Origin of the sequence: Embleya scabrispora, assembly GCF_002024165.1 — a bacterium.
In the GTDB taxonomy this organism is placed as follows: domain Bacteria; phylum Actinomycetota; class Actinomycetes; order Streptomycetales; family Streptomycetaceae; genus Embleya; species Embleya scabrispora_A.
Genome location: NZ_MWQN01000001.1, coordinates 720,508 through 737,773, shown reverse-complemented (window position 1 = coordinate 737,773; position 17,266 = coordinate 720,508). Strand labels below are relative to the sequence as shown.

The 17,266-nt window shown below is 70.8% G+C and carries 13 protein-coding genes; 9 read left to right on the top strand and 4 right to left on the bottom strand.

Annotated features, from left to right (window positions below):
* The first annotated feature begins 175 nt into the window (after window positions 1–175).
* The gene (locus tag B4N89_RS03540) at window positions 176–727 is read left to right on the top strand and encodes a methyltransferase domain-containing protein (protein ID WP_101897237.1); all 552 of its coding nucleotides are present in this window, start codon (window positions 176–178) and stop codon (window positions 725–727) included.
* On the opposite strand, the gene B4N89_RS03535 is transcribed toward B4N89_RS03540, so the two are convergent.
* The gene (locus B4N89_RS03535) at window positions 687–1,187 is read right to left on the bottom strand and encodes a MarR family winged helix-turn-helix transcriptional regulator (RefSeq protein WP_161500608.1); all 501 of its coding nucleotides are present in this window, start codon (window positions 1,185–1,187) and stop codon (window positions 687–689) included. The two genes, B4N89_RS03540 and B4N89_RS03535, sit on opposite strands and share 41 nt — an antisense overlap.
* Before the next feature lie 222 nt (window positions 1,188–1,409).
* Complete coding sequence (locus B4N89_RS03530) at window positions 1,410–3,041, bottom strand: MFS transporter (RefSeq protein ID WP_078974405.1); 1,632 nt, start codon at window positions 3,039–3,041, stop codon at window positions 1,410–1,412.
* A gap of 141 nt (window positions 3,042–3,182) precedes the next feature.
* On the opposite strand from B4N89_RS03530, the gene B4N89_RS03525 reads away from it, so the two are divergent.
* A complete protein-coding gene (locus B4N89_RS03525; protein WP_161500607.1) occupies window positions 3,183–3,842 on the top strand; it encodes a TetR family transcriptional regulator in 660 nt (219 codons plus the stop codon).
* A 1,673-nt stretch (window positions 3,843–5,515) separates the two neighbouring features.
* Here B4N89_RS03525 and B4N89_RS03520 read toward each other — a convergent pair.
* A complete protein-coding gene (locus B4N89_RS03520) occupies window positions 5,516–6,868 on the bottom strand; it encodes an MFS transporter (RefSeq protein WP_078974403.1) in 1,353 nt (450 codons plus the stop codon).
* Between the two features lie 409 nt (window positions 6,869–7,277).
* Between B4N89_RS03520 and B4N89_RS03515 the strand changes: the two genes are divergently transcribed.
* The gene (locus B4N89_RS03515) at window positions 7,278–8,294 is read left to right on the top strand and encodes a LacI family DNA-binding transcriptional regulator (RefSeq protein WP_078974402.1); all 1,017 of its coding nucleotides are present in this window, start codon (window positions 7,278–7,280) and stop codon (window positions 8,292–8,294) included.
* 111 nt (window positions 8,295–8,405) lie between these two features.
* On the opposite strand, the gene B4N89_RS03510 is transcribed toward B4N89_RS03515, so the two are convergent.
* The gene (locus B4N89_RS03510) at window positions 8,406–8,909 is read right to left on the bottom strand and encodes a transcriptional regulator (protein ID WP_078974401.1); all 504 of its coding nucleotides are present in this window, start codon (window positions 8,907–8,909) and stop codon (window positions 8,406–8,408) included.
* A 386-nt stretch (window positions 8,910–9,295) separates the two neighbouring features.
* Between B4N89_RS03510 and pyrR the strand changes: the two genes are divergently transcribed.
* Genes pyrR through carB form a run of 6 tightly spaced genes read left to right on the top strand, consistent with a single transcriptional unit; the run spans window position 9,296 to window position 17,261 of the window.
* Window positions 9,296–9,931, top strand: a complete 636-nt coding sequence (pyrR, locus tag B4N89_RS03505) for a bifunctional pyr operon transcriptional regulator/uracil phosphoribosyltransferase PyrR (protein WP_078974400.1) — start codon at window positions 9,296–9,298, stop codon at window positions 9,929–9,931.
* 3 nt (window positions 9,932–9,934) lie between these two features.
* Window positions 9,935–10,915, top strand: coding sequence for an aspartate carbamoyltransferase catalytic subunit (locus B4N89_RS03500; RefSeq protein WP_078974399.1), 981 nt, complete (start codon window positions 9,935–9,937; stop codon window positions 10,913–10,915).
* Window positions 10,912–12,198 carry a dihydroorotase gene (locus B4N89_RS03495; protein WP_078974398.1) on the top strand — a complete coding sequence of 429 codons (1,287 nt, stop codon included), beginning with the start codon at window positions 10,912–10,914 and terminating at the stop codon, window positions 12,196–12,198. Before B4N89_RS03500 ends, B4N89_RS03495 begins: the two co-directional genes overlap by 4 nt.
* A 23-nt stretch (window positions 12,199–12,221) precedes the next feature.
* Entirely contained in the window at window positions 12,222–12,818 is a 597-nt protein-coding gene (locus B4N89_RS03490) for a hypothetical protein (protein ID WP_078979085.1), read from the top strand.
* A 5-nt stretch (window positions 12,819–12,823) separates the two neighbouring features.
* Complete coding sequence (carA, locus tag B4N89_RS03485) at window positions 12,824–13,957, top strand: glutamine-hydrolyzing carbamoyl-phosphate synthase small subunit (protein WP_078974397.1); 1,134 nt, start codon at window positions 12,824–12,826, stop codon at window positions 13,955–13,957.
* Window positions 13,950–17,261, top strand: coding sequence for a carbamoyl-phosphate synthase large subunit (carB, locus tag B4N89_RS03480; protein ID WP_078974396.1), 3,312 nt, complete (start codon window positions 13,950–13,952; stop codon window positions 17,259–17,261). Before carA ends, carB begins: the two co-directional genes overlap by 8 nt.
* Window positions 17,262–17,266 lie beyond the last annotated feature (5 nt).

The window sequence follows — 17,266 nt, the reverse complement described above, 5'->3', positions numbered from 1 at the left end:
CGTCCCATGCGAACGAGGCGACGGATCACCTGTACGCCGGGGCGGGGATCGGGCCGGGCACCTCGGTGCTCGATCCGGCCGCCGGCACCGGCACATCGACCCGCCGGCCGGCCGAGCGCGGGGCGCGGGTCGCGGCGATGGAGCCGTCGGCGCGGTGCGTGAGACGTTCGCCCGGATGGTCGAAGGGGTGCCGGTCGGCACGGCGGAGTCGATACCGCTGCCGGAGGGCACGGTCGACGTGGTCACCGTGACCCGGGCGTGCCACCGGTTCGAGCCGGAGCCGGAGCCGGCGCTGCGCGAGATCGCGCGGGTGTTGCGGCCGGCCGGGGTGCCGGCGCTGCCGTGGAACGCGCGGGATCAGGGGAACGCGCTGGTGGACCGGCTGTACGAGGTGGCCGAGTGCCCGTTCGGCGGCCTGCGCGATGACCGCCCGGCGGTCGCCCGCAGCCCCTGGTTCGAGCGCGCGGAGCGGACCCTCTTCCGGCGCCGCGAGTCGTGGCCCATGACGCGGGCGTGGAGCGGATCGCCGCGTTCGGCTACGCGAGTGCGATGGGGGGACCGACCGGCAGCGGGGCGAAATGCCGGCGAGGGTGCGGGAGTTCGTCGGGGAGTACGCGCAGCCGGTGGAACCGGCCCAGGTCACCGACACCCACCCCGGCCCGGCGCAGGGGTGGGGGCGCCGCGGCCTACAGGCTGCGGGCGTCGCGCCACCACCACGCCTGGCTGAGGTTGTCGGGGAGTTCGCCGGAGGCGCCGAGTTGGCGCATGCCCGCGCGTAGACCGTCCTTGAGTACCTCGACCCCGTCGTCGCCGACCGCCTTGGTCCAGGCGCCCTGGATCCAGGACAGCTCGGCCCAGATCACCCGCAGGCACTCGCGGCCGCGTTCGGTGAGGGTGATCCGACGGGCGCGGCGGTCGGCGGGGTCGGGTTTGCGGTCGACGTAGCCGTGCCGGGCCAGGTGTGAGACCACTTCGCCGGCCGACTGCTTGGTCATGCCGAGTCGGCGACCGAGCTCGGTGGCGGTGGTGCCGTCCTCGCCGATCAGGGTCAGCGCGAAGCCGTGCGTGGGCCGGATCTCGTCGAAACCGGCGGCCGTCATGCGGTCGGAGAACAGTTGGCTGATCCCGCGCACGGCGGTGACCAGCAATGTCACCAGTTCGGGCCCGGAGGAGGTGTCTTGCTGCACGAGGTAAGAATACCTGTCTAATTTGCCGGGGAAACCCACGACGCCGCCCCCGACCGAGGTCGGGAACGGCGCGCAGGTCGAATGACCATTACCCATGGATCATGCCGCAACGGGCCGGTGGGACGGGGCAGGCCATGCCGATCGCCACGGCATGCCATGCCCGACCGGCGGTGCGCGGACGCCGCGCGGGCGGCCCGGCCCGGAAGGCGCGGCGACCGCCCGTTACACGTGTACGGCGACCGCGCCCTCGCGCTTTTCGCCCTGGCGGACGAACAGGGCCAGGACGATGCCGACCGCCATCGTGATCGCGGCGATGGTGAAGGCCAGTTGCATGCCGTCCAGGAACGTGGTGGCCGAGGCGTGTCGGACCGCCTCCGTCGCCGGGCCGTCCAACTGCCTGCCGCCCAGCAGGTCCGGTCGCAGCGGCGGGAACCCCTGCGCGACCGAGCCCTCGATCCCCTCGCGCTGCCCGTGCGGCATCGAGGCGTAGTCGCCGGCCGCCGCGGGCCACCGGTCCGGCAGTACCGAGGAGACCTTGGCCGCCACCACCGCACCGAGCACGGCGGTGCCGAGCGCGCCGCCGACCTGCATCGCGGCCTGCTGGATCCCGGAGGCCACGCCGGAGAGTTCGAGCGAGGCGTTGCCGACGATGATGTCGGTGGCGCCCACCATGATCGGGCTGAGCCCGAATCCGAGCAGCACGAACGGCAGCATGGTCGCGCCGAAGCTCGCGTCCTCGCCCAGCCGGGCCAGCAGCGCCATCGCGGTCGCGGACAGCGCCAGGCCGGCGATGATCGGAATACGCGGGCCCAGCTTGGTGATCGCGAGGCCGCCGATCGGCGAGCCGATCATCATCACCACCGACATCGGCAACATCCGTACGCCGGTCTCGGTCGGGCTGAGCCCGTTGACGCCCTGGAGGTAGAAGGTGATGAAGAACATCGCGCCGAACATCGCGAACGCCATGAAGATCATCAGCACGATGCCGATCGAGAACGACCGGTTGCGGAACATCCCCATCGGCATCAGCGGTTCGGCCGCCCGGGTCTGCCACAGCGCGAAGACCGCGAGCAGGATCGCCGCGGCGGCCATGAAGCCGAGCGTGTAGGCGCTGCCCCAGCCCTTCTCGCCGCTCTTGATCACGCCCCACACCAGGCAGAACATCGCCACCGACAACAGCACCACGCCGAGGTAGTCGATCCGGTTGCTCGCACCGGCCACCCGGCTGTTGGCCAGCGCCCAGATGCCGACCACCAGCGTCAGTACGCCGATCGGCACGTTGATGTAGAACACCGACTGCCAGCTGACGTGTTCGACGAGCAGACCGCCGACGATCGGACCGGCGGCGGTGGCGGTGGAGATCGCCGCGCCCCAGATGCCGATCGCCATGTTCAGCTTGTTGCCGGGGAAGCTGTTGCGCAGCAGACCGAGCGCGGTGGGCTGGAGCAGCGCGCCGAACACGCCCTGGAGCACCCGGAACGCGATCAGCATCGAGACCGACTGGGAGAACGCGATGAGCAGCGACGTGGCGGCGAAGCCGGCCGCGCCGATCAGGAAGATCGTCTTGTGCCCGTAGCGGTCGCCGAGCTTGCCCGCCGGGATCAGGCACACCGCGAGCGCGAGCAGATAGCCGTTGGTGACCCATTGCAGGTCGGCGAGCGAGGCGTCGAGGTCCTTGGAGATGGCCGGGTTGGCGATGCCGACGACGGTCCCGTCGAGGGCCACCATCATCACGCCGAACGCGACCGCGAGGAGGGTGAGCCAGGGATGACCCTGCATGCCCTTGCGGGCGGGGGGAGTGGCGGGATCCGGAGGGGGTGCGTCCGGTGTCGCCGCCGTCGAAGTCTGGCTCATGCGTCCCCTACATCCATCCGTGTTCAGCGTCGTATCGAACCATCGAACGATATGGCACCGTGTGCCAAGTAGCCAAATCACTCAAGTTGCACGCAGTGACAAGTGCCATACTGTGCAGGACCAAGGAGAGGAAGACGCAACGTGCGGGACACGGCCGGCGCCGCGACGGGTTTGCGCGAGCGCAAGAAGGAACGCACGCGAGAGGCCCTGGTGGACGCCGCGCAGGAGCTGTTCCTGCGCAAGGGATACGACGCCACGACCATCGACGAGATCGTCGCCGCCGTGGAGGTCTCCCGGCGCACCTTCTTCCGCTACTTCGCGGGCAAGGAGGAGGTGGCGCTGGCCCGGGCCATGGAGTTCGAGCAACTGTTCCTGTCCGCACTGGCCACCCGACCGGCCGACGAGGCGCCGCTGACCGCGCTGCGCCGCGCGGGTACCGAGGTGTTGTCGGAGTTCGGCGACGAGCCGGCCGACGGCGCGGGCCACGAGTTCCTGCGGATGCGCCGACTGATCGAAGGCACCCCGGTACTGCTGGCCGCCTCGCTGCGCAACGCGATCGAGCTGGAGCGGCGAATGGCGGCGGAGATCGCCCGCCGCGAGGGCCTGACCCCGGAACTCGACCGGCGCCCGGCGCTGTTGGTGACCCTGTACCACTCGGTCATGCGGGTGGCGATGGACGAATGGACCGAGGACGAGGTCATGGACACCGCCGGCCTGTCCCGAATCGTCGAGGCCGCGTGGGACGACATGGCCACACTCCTCGCCGACCGCTGGACAGCGGGCGAACTACGCCGGGACTGACCGCGGGCAAGGGCGGACACCTGGCCACCGTGCCTGCCGCCGGCTCACGGGGGTGGAGGGCGGGTGGGTGGGTTACGGGAGCGGAGGGCGGAGGGCGGAGGGCGGGTGCGCCGGGGCGTGGGGCGCGGGAGTTGTGGGTGAGGCGGTTGGGGGGGCCGGAGTTGCGCGGTGATTTGGTCGGGGTGGTGGGGTGGGTGGGGTGGGGCGCCTGAGTTGCGGGGCGCGGGGGGTGGGTAGCCGGGGGCGGGGTGAGTGGGGCGCGCGCGGGCGTTGGGGGCGCAGGGTGCGTGGAGTGCGGCGCCGGGGTCGTGGGGTGGGTCTTGGGGTGGCTGGAGTCGCGAGGTGGGCGTGACGGGGGGCGCGGTCGTGAGGCGGGCTGGGGGGTGGCCGGAGTCACGAGGTGAGTGAGTTGGGGGGCGGAGTCGTGAAGTGGGCTGGGGGGTGGCCGGGTTCGCGAGGTGGGCGGGATGAGGGGACGCGGTCGTGAGGCGGGCTGGGGGGTGGCCGGAGTCGCTGAGGTGAGCGTGATGGGGGGCGCGGTCGTGAAGTGGGCCGTGGGGTAGCCGGAATCGCGACGCGAGCAACGCGGGACACCAGAGTCGTGTCCGCAGCGTTGCTTCTTGTTGGGCGCTTCGCGCCGGCTCGCGAGGCACCGCTTTTCTGCTCCCCCGCTTCGCTCCTCCGCAGAAAAGCGGCCCCTCGCTCGGGGCCGGCTGTCCCTCCGCTTCGCTCCGGGCCATCCGACCCAAAAAATCGCGGCTCCGCCGCTCTCCGCGCTTCGCGCGTCGATCGCGTGGGCGGCCTGGGTCGTGGGCGCTGACGCGCCACGGGCGTGGCGATCGGGAGAGCCCGGCTCCCGGCGCGACCTGGGCCATTCGCGATTTGGCCACCCTCGCGACACGGGCTTTCCCCGGTGACCCGAGTCGTTGGTGCATCCCGTCGGCGCGTCAGCGCCCACGACCCTGGCCGAGGTGGTGATCGACGCGCGAAGCGCGGAGAGCGGCGGAGCCGCCGCTTGTTTTTTAGGCTGGGCGACCCGGAGCGAAGCGGAGGGGCGCACAGCCGCGAGCGGGGTGCCGCTTTTCTGCGGAGGAGCGAAGCGGGGGAGCAGAAAAGCGGTGCCTCGCGAGCCGGCGCGAAGCGCCTAATAAGAAGCAACGCTGCGGTTCCGATTCGGGCCCGGTGTGATGCTGCGGTTCCGCGTTGGGTCGGGTGTGATGCTGCGGTTCCGCGTTGGGTCGGTGTGATGCTGCGGTTCCGATTCGGGCCCGGTGTGACGCTGCGGTTCCGATTCGGGCCCGGTGTGACGCTGCGGTTCCGATTCGGGCCCGGTGTGATGCTGCGGTTCCGCGTTGGGTCGGGTGTGATGCTGCGGTTCCGATTCGGGCCCGGTGTGATGCTGCGGTTCCGCGTTGGGTCGGGTGTGACGCTGCGGTCCCGCTTTGGGTCGGGTGTGACGCTGCGGTCCCGCTTTGGGTCGGGCGTGACGCTGCGGTCCCGCGTTGGGTCGGGCGTGATGCTCCGGTCCCACCTTGGGTCGGGTGCGATGCTGCGGTCCCGACCCAACCCCGGTGCGACGCCGCAGCCCGACCCAACCCCGGTGCGACGCCGCAGCCCGACCCAACCCCGGTGTGACGCGCAGTCCCGATCCGGCCCCCGCATGGCCCCTGCCGCTACCGCACGCGCTTGACCAGTAGGGCCAGCAGGGCTCCCAGGAGGGAGATGGCGGCGGCGAAGGCGAAGAGGCCCTTGTAGCCCAGGTCCAGGTCGTCGACCAGGAAAGGGGCCAGGAACGGGGCGGCGATTTGGGGGCCGGCGTTGGCTATGTTGATCAGGCCCATGTCCTTGCCGACGTCCTGGGGGCGGGGGAGGACCTGGGTGATCAGGGCCATGTCGACGGCCATGTACATGCCGAAGAACAGGCCGTTGGCGATCTGGAAGGCGATCATGCCGTCCTCGGTGGCCCAGATCATCGGGATGACCAGGGACAGCGCCGCGCCGGCGCCGGAGGCGATCACGAACGGCTTGACCCGGCCGACGCGGTCCACGATCGGGCCGATCACCACGGCCGCGACGATGGTCACCACCGCGTTGATCACGGTGAGGGTGCCCAGCTTGGACACCACCTCGGCCTGCGGGATCTTCACGTACATCAGCAGGATGAAGAAGTTGAACTGCAGCACCACCATGTAGCCGAGCATCACGCCCAGGCGCGAGAGCAGGGCGATGAAGAAGTCGGCGTGCTCGCGCGGCGAGACCCAGAAGCCCTTGACGAAGGCGACGAACGCGAACGGCTCGCGCGGCAGGTCCCTGGTGGAGCGGTCGGGGCTGACGACCACGAAGATCAGCGCGGCGGCCACCAGGATCGCGGCGATCAGGTAGAAGCCCTTGGCCCCGCCGTCGGACGGGTCGGCGAAGCGGCCGTCGAAGCCGCCGATCCGCGCGTCGATCCCGATCATGCTCAGGTCGACGCCGGCCAGCAGCAGTGAGGCCACGATCGTGCCCACGGGGATGCCGAGGCCGATCATCGCGGAGAACCGGCCGTACTTGCTCGCCGGCACCCGGTCGGGCATGACCGCAGTCACCGCGGCCTGGTAGCCGTTCATGATGAACTGGATGAGGCCCCAGGTCAGCCCCACCGCCGCGATCGAGTTCGCGTTGGCCTGGAAGCACAGCGCGGCGGCGCCGACGAGTGCGCAGAACAGGATGAAGGGCGAGCGCCGGCCGAACCGCGAGCGGGTGATGTCGGAGAGCTTGCCGAACAGCGGATTGCCGATCGTGGCGAACAGCGCGCCCCAGAAGATCGGCCACTTCAGCGCTTCCTGGTCGGGCACGCCCTTGATGTGGATGACCTGGATCGGGAGCAGGTACACCCCCACGCCCAGCCACAGCATGTAGAGCGCGATGTTGGCGAGGGGCAACGTCGCGTAGAGCGGAGCGACCTTGTACCCGGTGTTCTCGGGGTCCGCGACGGACACCGGTGCCGGCGACGAGGAGCCGGGCTCCTCTGTGGTGGTCGAACTCATGTGGACCGTCCGATGGAGGGGACTCGAAACCCTCCCTGCACGGAGGTCCCGAATCGTTTGACGTGGTGTTGGGATCGGAGCCTAGGTGACACGAATAAGCAGGGGAATGGGTCCACAACATGAAATCAGCCCGACTAGATAACGATTTGATCGTTCAAGCTTTGAACGCAGTGCACTGCGCAGCGAATCGTCACTGCGAGTGATCTTGTAACGACCGACACGCGTCGGTAGCGCATTCGAGCGATTACGGCCAAGGTTGTGCCGGCTAACCAAGCGGTAACGGATCGCGCGTCCCCGTGATCCGGTGGTCATCGGTTGCGCGCGGGCCGGCCCCGCGCGCGGGTGCGGTAGGGGGTGTCGTCGAGATGACGAGCACGAAGTCGGTCACTTGCCGCCCAGGGGGTCGCGGATGAGCGTGCCGGAGGCGGGGGCCAAACCCCCCACCAGTTCGGACGTCGCCCGACTCGCCGGCGTCTCCAGGTCCACCGTGAGCTACGTGCTCAACTCGCCGCCCGGGGTCCGGGTCAGCGCGCAGACCCGGGAGCGGGTCATGCTCGCGGTGCGCGAACTGGGCTACGCGCCCAGCGCGCCCGCCCGTTCGCTGCGCTCGGGCAACAGCGACGTGGTCCTCTTCCCACTGCCGCTGCAACCCATGGGGCAACTCCTCGAGGCGTTCATCGACGAACTCACGGAGGCGCTCAACCGGCACGAGTTGAGCCTGCTCATCCACGCCGACCGCACCTCGCGCGGCGCGGACGCGGCCCGCCAGTGGGCCGCGCTGCGCCCGCTCGCGGTGATGGCGGAATCGAATCGGCTCACCGGAGGCGCGGTCGACGTGCTCAAGCGGGCGGGGGTGCGGGCGATCTTCGCGTGGGGGCGCGAGGAGCACCCGGACGTGCCCACCGCGATCTTCGACAACCGCGACACCGGCCGCGTCGCGGTCCGCCACCTCATCGACCGCGGCCACCGCAGGCTGGCCTGCCTGGTCCCGTCCGGACCGTTGGCCTTCCTCGGCGAGGAGCGCTGGGCGGGCGCCCAGGCCGCCGCCGAGGACGCGGGCGTGTCGCTGCGCCGGGTGGACGTGGGCTACGTGCGCGAGGACGTGCTGGCGATCGTGCGCCGATGGCAGCGCGAGAGCGAACCGCCCACCGCGGTCTTCGCCGGCAACGACGACTTCGCCCTGATGATCATCTCCGCGCTGCGCGAGTGCGGCTGGTCGGTGCCCGACGACATGGCCGTGGTCGGCGCCGACGACCTGCCGTTCTGCGACCTGGTCTGGCCGCGGCTGACCAGCGTCTCGATGCACACCCGGACGATGGGCTCCGGCGCCTCGGACGCGATCACCACGCTGATCCGGGGCCGCGACTACCGTCCCGGCGGGCGGATGGTCGTGCACCCGCGGGTGGTGGTCCGCGAATCCGGCTGAGGCCGCCGCGCGTACATAAGGTGAAGGGTCCCGGAGCCGACCGGCTCCGGGACCCTTCGAGGTTCCCGCGGTGTCGTGCCTCCGGCGGAGTCGGACTCCGCCGTCACGTCGTCACGCGTTGGTCTGGTGCTCCACGGCCCGACGCGCCTCCGGGTTGAGCACGCCCCACCCGATCAGCTGCTCGGTCAGCACGCTCGGCGACTGGTCGTAGATCACGGCCAGGGTGCGCAGGTCGTCCTGGCGGATCGACAACACCTTGCCGTTGTAGTCGCCGCGCTGGCTCTGGATGGTGGCCGCGTAGCGCTGGAGCGGGCCGGCCTGGTCCGACGGGACCGTCTGCAGCCGCTCCAGGTCGAGCACCAGGCGCGGCGGCGGCTCGGCGGCGCCGTTCGGAGTGCCGCCGGGCAGCAGCTCCTGCACCGGGACGCCGTAGAAGTCGGCGAGCTCGGCCAGGCGCTGCACGGTTACCGCACGGTCGCCGCGTTCGTACGAACCGACGACGACGGCCTTCCAGCGGCCCTGGGACTTCTCCTCGACGCCGTGCAGGGACAGGCCCTGCTGGGTCCGGATCGCGCGGAGCTTCGCCCCGAGCTGCTTGGCGTAGTCGCTGGACATCTCGCTCCCAAAACAGGTGACTGACCGTGAAGGTCCACCGGTGGTTGGCCGAACCGATGGGGTGGCTACCTCCGGGCCGGCTTTCTGTACCTCGAACTCTCCCCGAAGCTGCGAGGTTCGGCACGTCGCGACTGTCGCGTTCGGCCCGTTGGTGACTCATTGTGAGGTTACGCAGAGTAATTTGCGTCCGTCAAGCCGAACGGCCTACAAAGCCGGATTCGTGCAGGTGAGAGGCACCTTTACGCGAGCTTCCACGGCATATGCCCGGGCTCGATCCGTCGATCCGGGCGGCCGAAAGACTGATGATGTCGGCTGATACTGTGAGGGACGTACCCCGGCGTCCTTTAAAGCCCGTCCTGTGAGACGGGGAAGGAGGTCTGTTTTCCATGACAGCACCCCGCAACACCCCTGGCGGCACGTCGGCCGCCCGTCCGAAGGACCTCGACCCGGCCACCGCCCGTACGGTCCTGGATCCCTCCGACATCAACCGGGCACTGACCCGCATCGCCCACGAGATCGTCGAACGCGCCAAGGGCGCCGACGACGTGGTGCTCCTGGGCATCCCGACCCGCGGCGTGGCCCTGGCCCGCCGGCTCGGCGAACGACTCGCCTCCATCGAGGACGGCGCCGAGGTCCCCGTCGGCGCACTCGACATCACCATGTACCGCGACGACCTGCGCCTGGGCCCGGCCCGCGCGCTGGAGCGCACCGAGATCCCCGCCGAGGGCATCGACGGCAAGCTCGTGGTCCTGGTCGACGACGTGCTCTACTCCGGCCGCACCATCCGCGCCGCGCTCGACGCGCTGAACGACATCGGCCGCCCGCGCGCGGTGCAACTGGCCGTCCTGGTCGACCGCGGCCACCGCGAACTCCCGATCCGCGCCGACTACGTGGGCAAGAACCTGCCCACGTCGCAGCGCGAGACCGTCAAGGTCCACCTGGCCGAGTACGACGGCCGCGACGCGGTCCTGCTCGGCACCCGCGCGGCCGACCCCGCCGCCCACACCGACGCGGAGAAGTAGCCAGTGAAGCGCCACCTGATCTCGGCCGCGGACCTCACCCGCGACGACGCCATCCTGATCCTCGACACCGCCGAAGAACTCGCGCACATCGCCGAGCGGCCGATCAAGAAGCTGCCGACGCTGCGCGGCCGCACCGTGGTCAACCTGTTCTTCGAGGACTCCACCCGCACCCGGATCTCCTTCGAGGCCGCCGCCAAACGGCTGTCCGCCGACGTGATCAACTTCTCCGCCAAGGGCTCCTCGGTCTCCAAGGGCGAATCGCTCAAGGACACCGCGCTGACCCTGCAGGCGATGGGCGCCGACGCGGTCGTCATCCGCCACCACGCCTCCGGCGCGCCGCACCGCCTGGCCGGCTCCGGCTGGCTGCGCGGCTCGGTGGTCAACGCCGGCGACGGCACCCACGAGCACCCCACCCAGGCCCTGCTCGACGCGTTCACCATGCGCCGCAGGCTCGCCGGCGGCCGGGGCGACCTCGAAGGCCGCCGAATCACCCTCGTGGGCGACGTCCTGCACAGCCGCGTGGCCCGCTCCAACGTGCTCCTGCTCGCCACCCTCGGCGCCGAGGTCACCCTCGTCGCGCCGCCCACGCTGCTCCCGATCGGCGTGGAGACCTGGCCCTGCACGGTGTCCTACGACCTGGACGCGCCGCTGCCCAAGTCCGACGCGGTGATGATGCTGCGCGTGCAGCGCGAGCGGATGAACGCCGCGTTCTTCCCCACCGAGCGCGAATACTCCCGCCGCTACGGCCTGGACCTGCGCCGCATGGCGATGCTCCCCGAGCACGCCATCGTGATGCACCCCGGCCCGATGAACCGCGGCATGGAGATCGCCGCCGAGGTCGCCGACTCGACCCGCTCGACCATCGTCGAACAGGTCACCAACGGCGTCAGCGTGCGCATGGCGGTCCTGTACCTGCTCCTGGGCGGCAACGAGCCGGCCCTGAGCGCCCCGAGCACCACCGGCACCGAGGAGATCGCCAAGTGAGCACGTACCTGATCAAGGACGCCAAGGTCCTCGGCGGCGACGCGCAGGACGTGCTCATCCGCGACGGCCTGATCGCCGGGATCGGCGCCGGCCTCACCGCCGAGGACGCCACCGTCGTCGACGCCGCCGGGCAGATCCTCCTGCCGGGCCTGGTCGACCTGCACACCCACCTGCGCGAGCCCGGCCGCGAGGACGCCGAGACGGTGGCCACCGGCGCGAACGCCGCGGCCCTCGGCGGCTTCACCGCCGTGCACGCGATGGCCAACACCGACCCCGTCGCCGACACCGCCGGCACCGTCGAGCAGGTCTGGCGGCTCGGCCAGGAGTCCGGTCGCTGCGACGTGCACCCGGTCGGCGCGGTCACCGTCGGCCTCGAAGGCAAGCGCCTGGCCGAACTCGGCGCGATGGCCGACTCCGCCGCCCGCGTACGGGTGTTCTCCGACGACGGCAAGTGCGTCGACGACGCGGTCATCATGCGCCGCGCCCTGGAGTACGTGAAGGCGTTCGACGGCGTGGTCGCCCAGCACGCGCAGGAGCCCCGGCTGACCGAGGGCGCCCAGATGAACGAGGGCACCGTCTCCGGCGAACTGGGCCTGCGCGGCTGGCCGGCGGTCGCCGAGGAGTCGATCATCGCCCGCGACGTGCTGCTCACCGCGCACGTCGGCTCGCGCCTGCACGTGTGCCACGTCTCCACCGCCGGCTCCGTGGAGATCCTGCGCTGGGCCAAGTCCAAGGGCTGGAACGTCACCGCCGAGGTCACCCCCCACCACCTGCTGCTCACCGACGAACTCGTGCGCAGCTACGACCCGGTCTACAAGGTCAACCCGCCGCTGCGCACCGCCGCCGACGTCACCGCGCTGCGCGAGGCACTCGCCGACGGCACGATCGACGCGGTCGCCACCGACCACGCCCCGCACCCCAGCGAGGACAAGGACTGCGAGTGGGCGGTCGCCGCGATGGGCATGCTCGGCCTGGAGACGGCCCTGTCGATCGTGCAGGAGACCATGGTCGACACCGGCCTGCTCGACTGGGCCGGCGTGGCCGACCGCATGTCCACCCGCCCCGCCGACATCGGCCGGCTCGACGGACACGGCCGCCCGATCGCCGTCGGCGAACCAGCCAACCTGGTGCTGGTCGACCCGGGCGCACGGCGTACGGTCGAACCGTCCGAACTCGCCTCGCGCAGCCGTAACACCCCCTACGCCGGTCTGGTCCTGCCCGGCAGGGTGGTCGCCACGTTCCTGCGCGGCGAACCCACGGTGATCGACGGGAAGCTCGCGTGACATCCGGCAACGCCCACCACGAAATGCTGCTGCTCGCCGCCGACCGCAAGTCGGCGGAGGTGACGGACTGGGGCGGTCGCATCCTCTGGATCGGCATCTGCCTCGTCTTCGTGCTCGGCATCTACCTGCTGATGTGGCGCGCCTGGAAGAAGCGCGGTCAACGCCAGGCCGCGCTGCCCGAGCTGCACACCGCGCCCGAGTCGGGCTCGGCGCCGCTGCTGCCGCCGCTGGTCGGCCGCTACTTCGGCAGCACCACGGCCGGCGACTGGCTGGACCGGGTGGTCGCGCACGGCCTGGGCACCCGCAGCCCGGTCGAGCTGACCCTGCGCGCCGACGGCCTGGTGGTCGAGCGACCCGCCGCGACGGACTTCTTCGTCCCCGCCGCCGCGCTCACCGGTGTGCGGCACGAGAAGGGCATCGCCGGGAAGGTGCTGCCCGAGGGCGGCCTGCTGGTGATCACCTGGACGCACGGCGACACCACGCTCGACTCGGGCTTTCGCGGCGACCACCCCGACGACCACGACGCGTGGATCGAGACCATCACCCGGCTGATCGCCGGGGATCCGCCGGCGACCGCCGGCACGGCTGTAATGAACCACCAGGAAGGATCGGTCACGTGACCGCAATGACCGGACGGGCCACGACGCCTGCGGTGCTCGTCCTCGAGGACGGACGCACATTCCGCGGCAGCGCCTACGGCGCGGTGGGGGAGACGTTCGGCGAGGCGGTGTTCTCCACCGGCATGTCGGGCTACCAGGAGACCCTGACCGACCCCTCGTACCACCGCCAGGTCGTGGTGATGACCGCCCCGCACGTCGGCAACACCGGCGTCAACGACGAAGACCCCGAATCGTCCCGCATCTGGGTCTCCGGCTACGTCGTCCGCGACCCCGCCCGGGTGCCCTCCAACCACCGCTCGCGCCGCTCGCTCGACGACGAACTGACGCGCTACGGCGTGGTCGGGATCAGCGGCGTCGACACCCGCGCGCTGACTCGCCACCTGCGCGAGCGCGGCGCGATGCGCGTCGGCATCTTCTCCGGCGACGCCGCGCGGGCCGACGAGGCCGCGCTGCTGGAGCGGGTGCGCACCAGCCCCGAGATGGCCGGCGCCGACCTCGCCGAACAGGTCAGCACCGACACCGCCTACGTGGTCCCCGCGATCGGCACCAAGCGCTTCACCGTCGCCGCGCTCGACCTGGGCATCAAGGGCATGACCCCGCACCGGATGGCCGAGCGCGGCATCGAGGTGCACGTGCTGCCCGCGACCGCGACCCTGGCGGACGTCAACGCCGTCGCCCCCGACGGCGTGTTCTTCTCCAACGGCCCCGGCGACCCGGCCACCGCGACCTCGCAGATCGAGCTGCTGCGCGGCGTCCTGGACCAGGGCACCCCGTTCTTCGGGATCTGCTTCGGCAACCAGCTGCTCGGCCGCGCGCTCGGCTTCGGCACGTACAAGCTCAAGTACGGCCACCGCGGCATCAACCAGCCCGTGCAGGACCGCACGACCGGCAAGGTCGAGGTCACCGCGCACAACCACGGCTTCGCCGTGGACGCGCCGCTGGACACGGTCTCGGACACCCCCTACGGGCGCGCCGAGGTCAGCCACGTGTGCCTCAACGACGACGTGGTCGAGGGCCTGCGGCTGCTCGACCGGCCCGCGTTCAGCGTGCAGTACCACCCGGAGGCGGCGGCCGGACCGCACGACTCCGCCTACCTGTTCGACCGTTTCGTCACGCTGATGGAGACCAAGAGTGCCTAAGCGCAACGACCTGAAGTCCGTCCTGGTCGTCGGCTCGGGCCCGATCGTCATCGGCCAGGCCGCCGAGTTCGACTACTCCGGCACCCAGGCGTGCCGCATCCTCAAGGCCGAGGGCCTGCGGGTGATCCTGGTCAACTCCAACCCGGCCACGATCATGACCGACCCGGAGATCGCCGACGCGACCTACGTCGAGCCGATCACCCCCGAGTTCGTCGAGAAGATCATCGCCAAGGAGCGCCCCGACGCGCTGCTGCCCACCCTCGGCGGGCAGACCGCGCTCAACATCGCGGTCTCGCTCAGCGAGAACGGCGTGCTGGAGAAGTACAACGTCGAACTGATCGGCGCCAACCTCGACTCGATCCAAAAGGGCGAGGACCGCGACCTGTTCAAGGGCGTGGTCGAGCGGGTGCGGGAGAAGATCGGACACGGCGAGTCGGCCCGCTCGGTCATCTGCCACTCGATGGAGGACGTGCTCGCGGGCGTCGACACCCTCGGCGGCTACCCGGTCGTGGTGCGCCCCTCCTTCACCATGGGCGGCGCCGGCTCCGGCTTCGCGCACGACGAGGAGGACCTGCGCCGGATCGCCGGCCAGGGCCTGACCCTGTCGCCGACCACCGAGGTGCTCCTGGAGGAGTCCATCCTCGGCTGGAAGGAGTACGAGCTGGAGCTGATGCGCGACAAGCACGACAACGTCGTGGTCGTCTGCTCCATCGAGAACTTCGACCCCATGGGCGTGCACACCGGCGACTCGATCACCGTGGCACCGGCGATGACGCTGACCGACCGCGAGTACCAGAACCTGCGCGACATCGGCATCGCGGTCATCCGCGAGGTCGGCGTGGACACCGGTGGCTGCAACATCCAGTTCGCGGTCAACCCGGACGACGGCCGGGTGATCGTGATCGAGATGAACCCGCGCGTCTCGCGCTCCTCGGCGCTGGCCTCCAAGGCGACCGGCTTCCCGATCGCCAAGATCGCCGCCCGGCTCGCCATCGGCTACACGCTCGACGAGATCCCCAACGACATCACCAAGGAGACCCCGGCCAGCTTCGAGCCCACGCTCGACTACGTCGTGGTCAAGGTCCCGCGCTTCGCCTTCGAGAAGTTCCCGGCCGCCGACGACCGCCTGACCACGACCATGAAGTCGGTCGGCGAGGCGATGGCGATCGGCCGCAACTTCACCGAGGCGCTGAACAAGGCGCTGCGCTCGCTGGAGAAGAAGGGCTCGCAGTTCGACTTCGTCTCCGAGGTCGGCGCCAAGGACGAGCTGCTGGTCGCCGCCGAAAAGCCCACCGACGGCCGGATCAACGTGGTCATGGACGCCATCCGGGCCGGCGCCACGCCCGAGGAGCTGTTCGAGGCGACCCGGATCGACCCGTGGTTCCTGGACCAGATGTACCTGATCCACGAGATCGCCGGCGAGGTCCGCGACGCGGCGGAGCTCACCCCCGAGGTGTTGCGCCTGGCCAAACGGCACGGCCTGTCCGACGGACAGATCGCGGCGATCCGCGGGATGCGCGAGGAGGTCGTGCGCGAGGTGCGCCAGGCGCTCGGCGTGCGGCCGGTGTACAAGACCGTGGACACCTGCGCCGCCGAGTTCGCCGCGCGCACCCCGTACCACTACTCGTCCTACGACGAGGAGACGGAGGTCGCGCCGCGCACCGCGCCGGCGGTGATCATCCTGGGCTCCGGGCCCAACCGCATCGGGCAGGGCATCGAGTTCGACTACTCGTGCGTGCACGCCGCGTTCGCCCTGCACGACGCGGGCTACGAGACCGTGATGGTCAACTGCAACCCGGAGACCGTCTCCACCGACTACGACACCTCCGACCGGCTCTACTTCGAGCCGCTCACCCTGGAGGACGTGCTCGAGATCGTGTACGCCGAGACCCAGGCCGGACCGGTCGCGGGCGTACTCGTCCAGCTCGGCGGGCAGACCCCGCTGGGTCTGGCGCAAAAGCTCAAGGACGCGGGCGTGCCGATCGTGGGCACCTCGCCCGAGGCGATCCACCTCGCCGAGGAGCGCGGCGCGTTCGGCCGGGTGCTGGCCGAGGCCGGTCTCCTCGCGCCCAAGCACGGCACCGCGTTCTCCTTCGACGAGGCCAGCGCCATCGCCGCCGAGATCGGCTACCCGGTGCTGGTGCGCCCCTCGTACGTGCTCGGCGGGCGCGGCATGGAGATCGTCTACGACGAACCCTCCCTGGCGACCTACCTGGAGCAGAACGCCGGCCTGGTCAGCGAACACCCGGTCCTGGTCGACCGCTTCCTCGACGACGCCATCGAGATCGACGTGGACGCGCTCTACGACGGCGAGGACCTGTACCTCGGCGGCGTGATGGAGCACATCGAGGAGGCCGGCATCCACTCCGGCGACTCGGCCTGCGCGCTGCCGCCGATCACGCTGGGCGCGCACGACATCAAGCGACTGCGCGCGGCCACCCTGGGCATCGCCCGCGGCGTCGGGGTCCGCGGCCTGATCAACATCCAGTTCGCGCTCTCCGGCGACATCCTCTACGTCCTGGAGGCCAACCCGCGCGCCTCGCGGACCGTGCCGTTCGTGTCCAAGGCCACCGCCGTGCCGCTGGCCAAGGCCGCCGCGCGCGTCTCGCTCGGCGCCACGATCGCCGAACTGCGCGCCGAGGGCCTGCTCCCGGCCGAGGGCGACGGCGGCACGCTGCCGATGGACGCGCCGATCGCGGTCAAGGAGGCGGTCCTGCCCTGGAACCGCTTCCGCGACACCAAGGGCCGCGGCGTGGACACCGTGCTCAGCCCCGAGATGCGCTCCACCGGCGAGGTGATGGGCATCGACGCGGTCTTCGGCACCGCCTACGCCAAGTCCCAGGCCGGCGCGTACGGTTCGCTCCCGCTCACCGGGCGCGCGTTCGTGTCCTTCGCCAACCGGGACAAGCGCTCGATGGTGTTCCCGGTCAAGGCCATGCACGACATGGGCTTCGAGATCCTGGCCACCGAGGGCACCGCCGAGGTGCTGCGCCGCAACGGCGTGCCGGCCACCGTGGTGCGCAAGCACAGCGAGGGCCCGGGCCCGGCCGGCGAGCGCACCATCGTGCAGCTGATCCACGACGGCGACGTCGAGCTGATCGTCAACACCCCGTTCGGCACGGGCGGTCGACTCGACGGCTACGAGATCCGCACCGCGGCGGTCACCCGGGGCATCCCCAGCATCACCACGGTGCAGGGCTTCGCCGCGGCGGTCCAGGGCATCCAGTCGCTGATCGCGGGCGACATCGGGGTCCGCTCGCTCCAGGAGCACGCCGACCACATCACGTCCCACCGAAAGGGCTGACGACA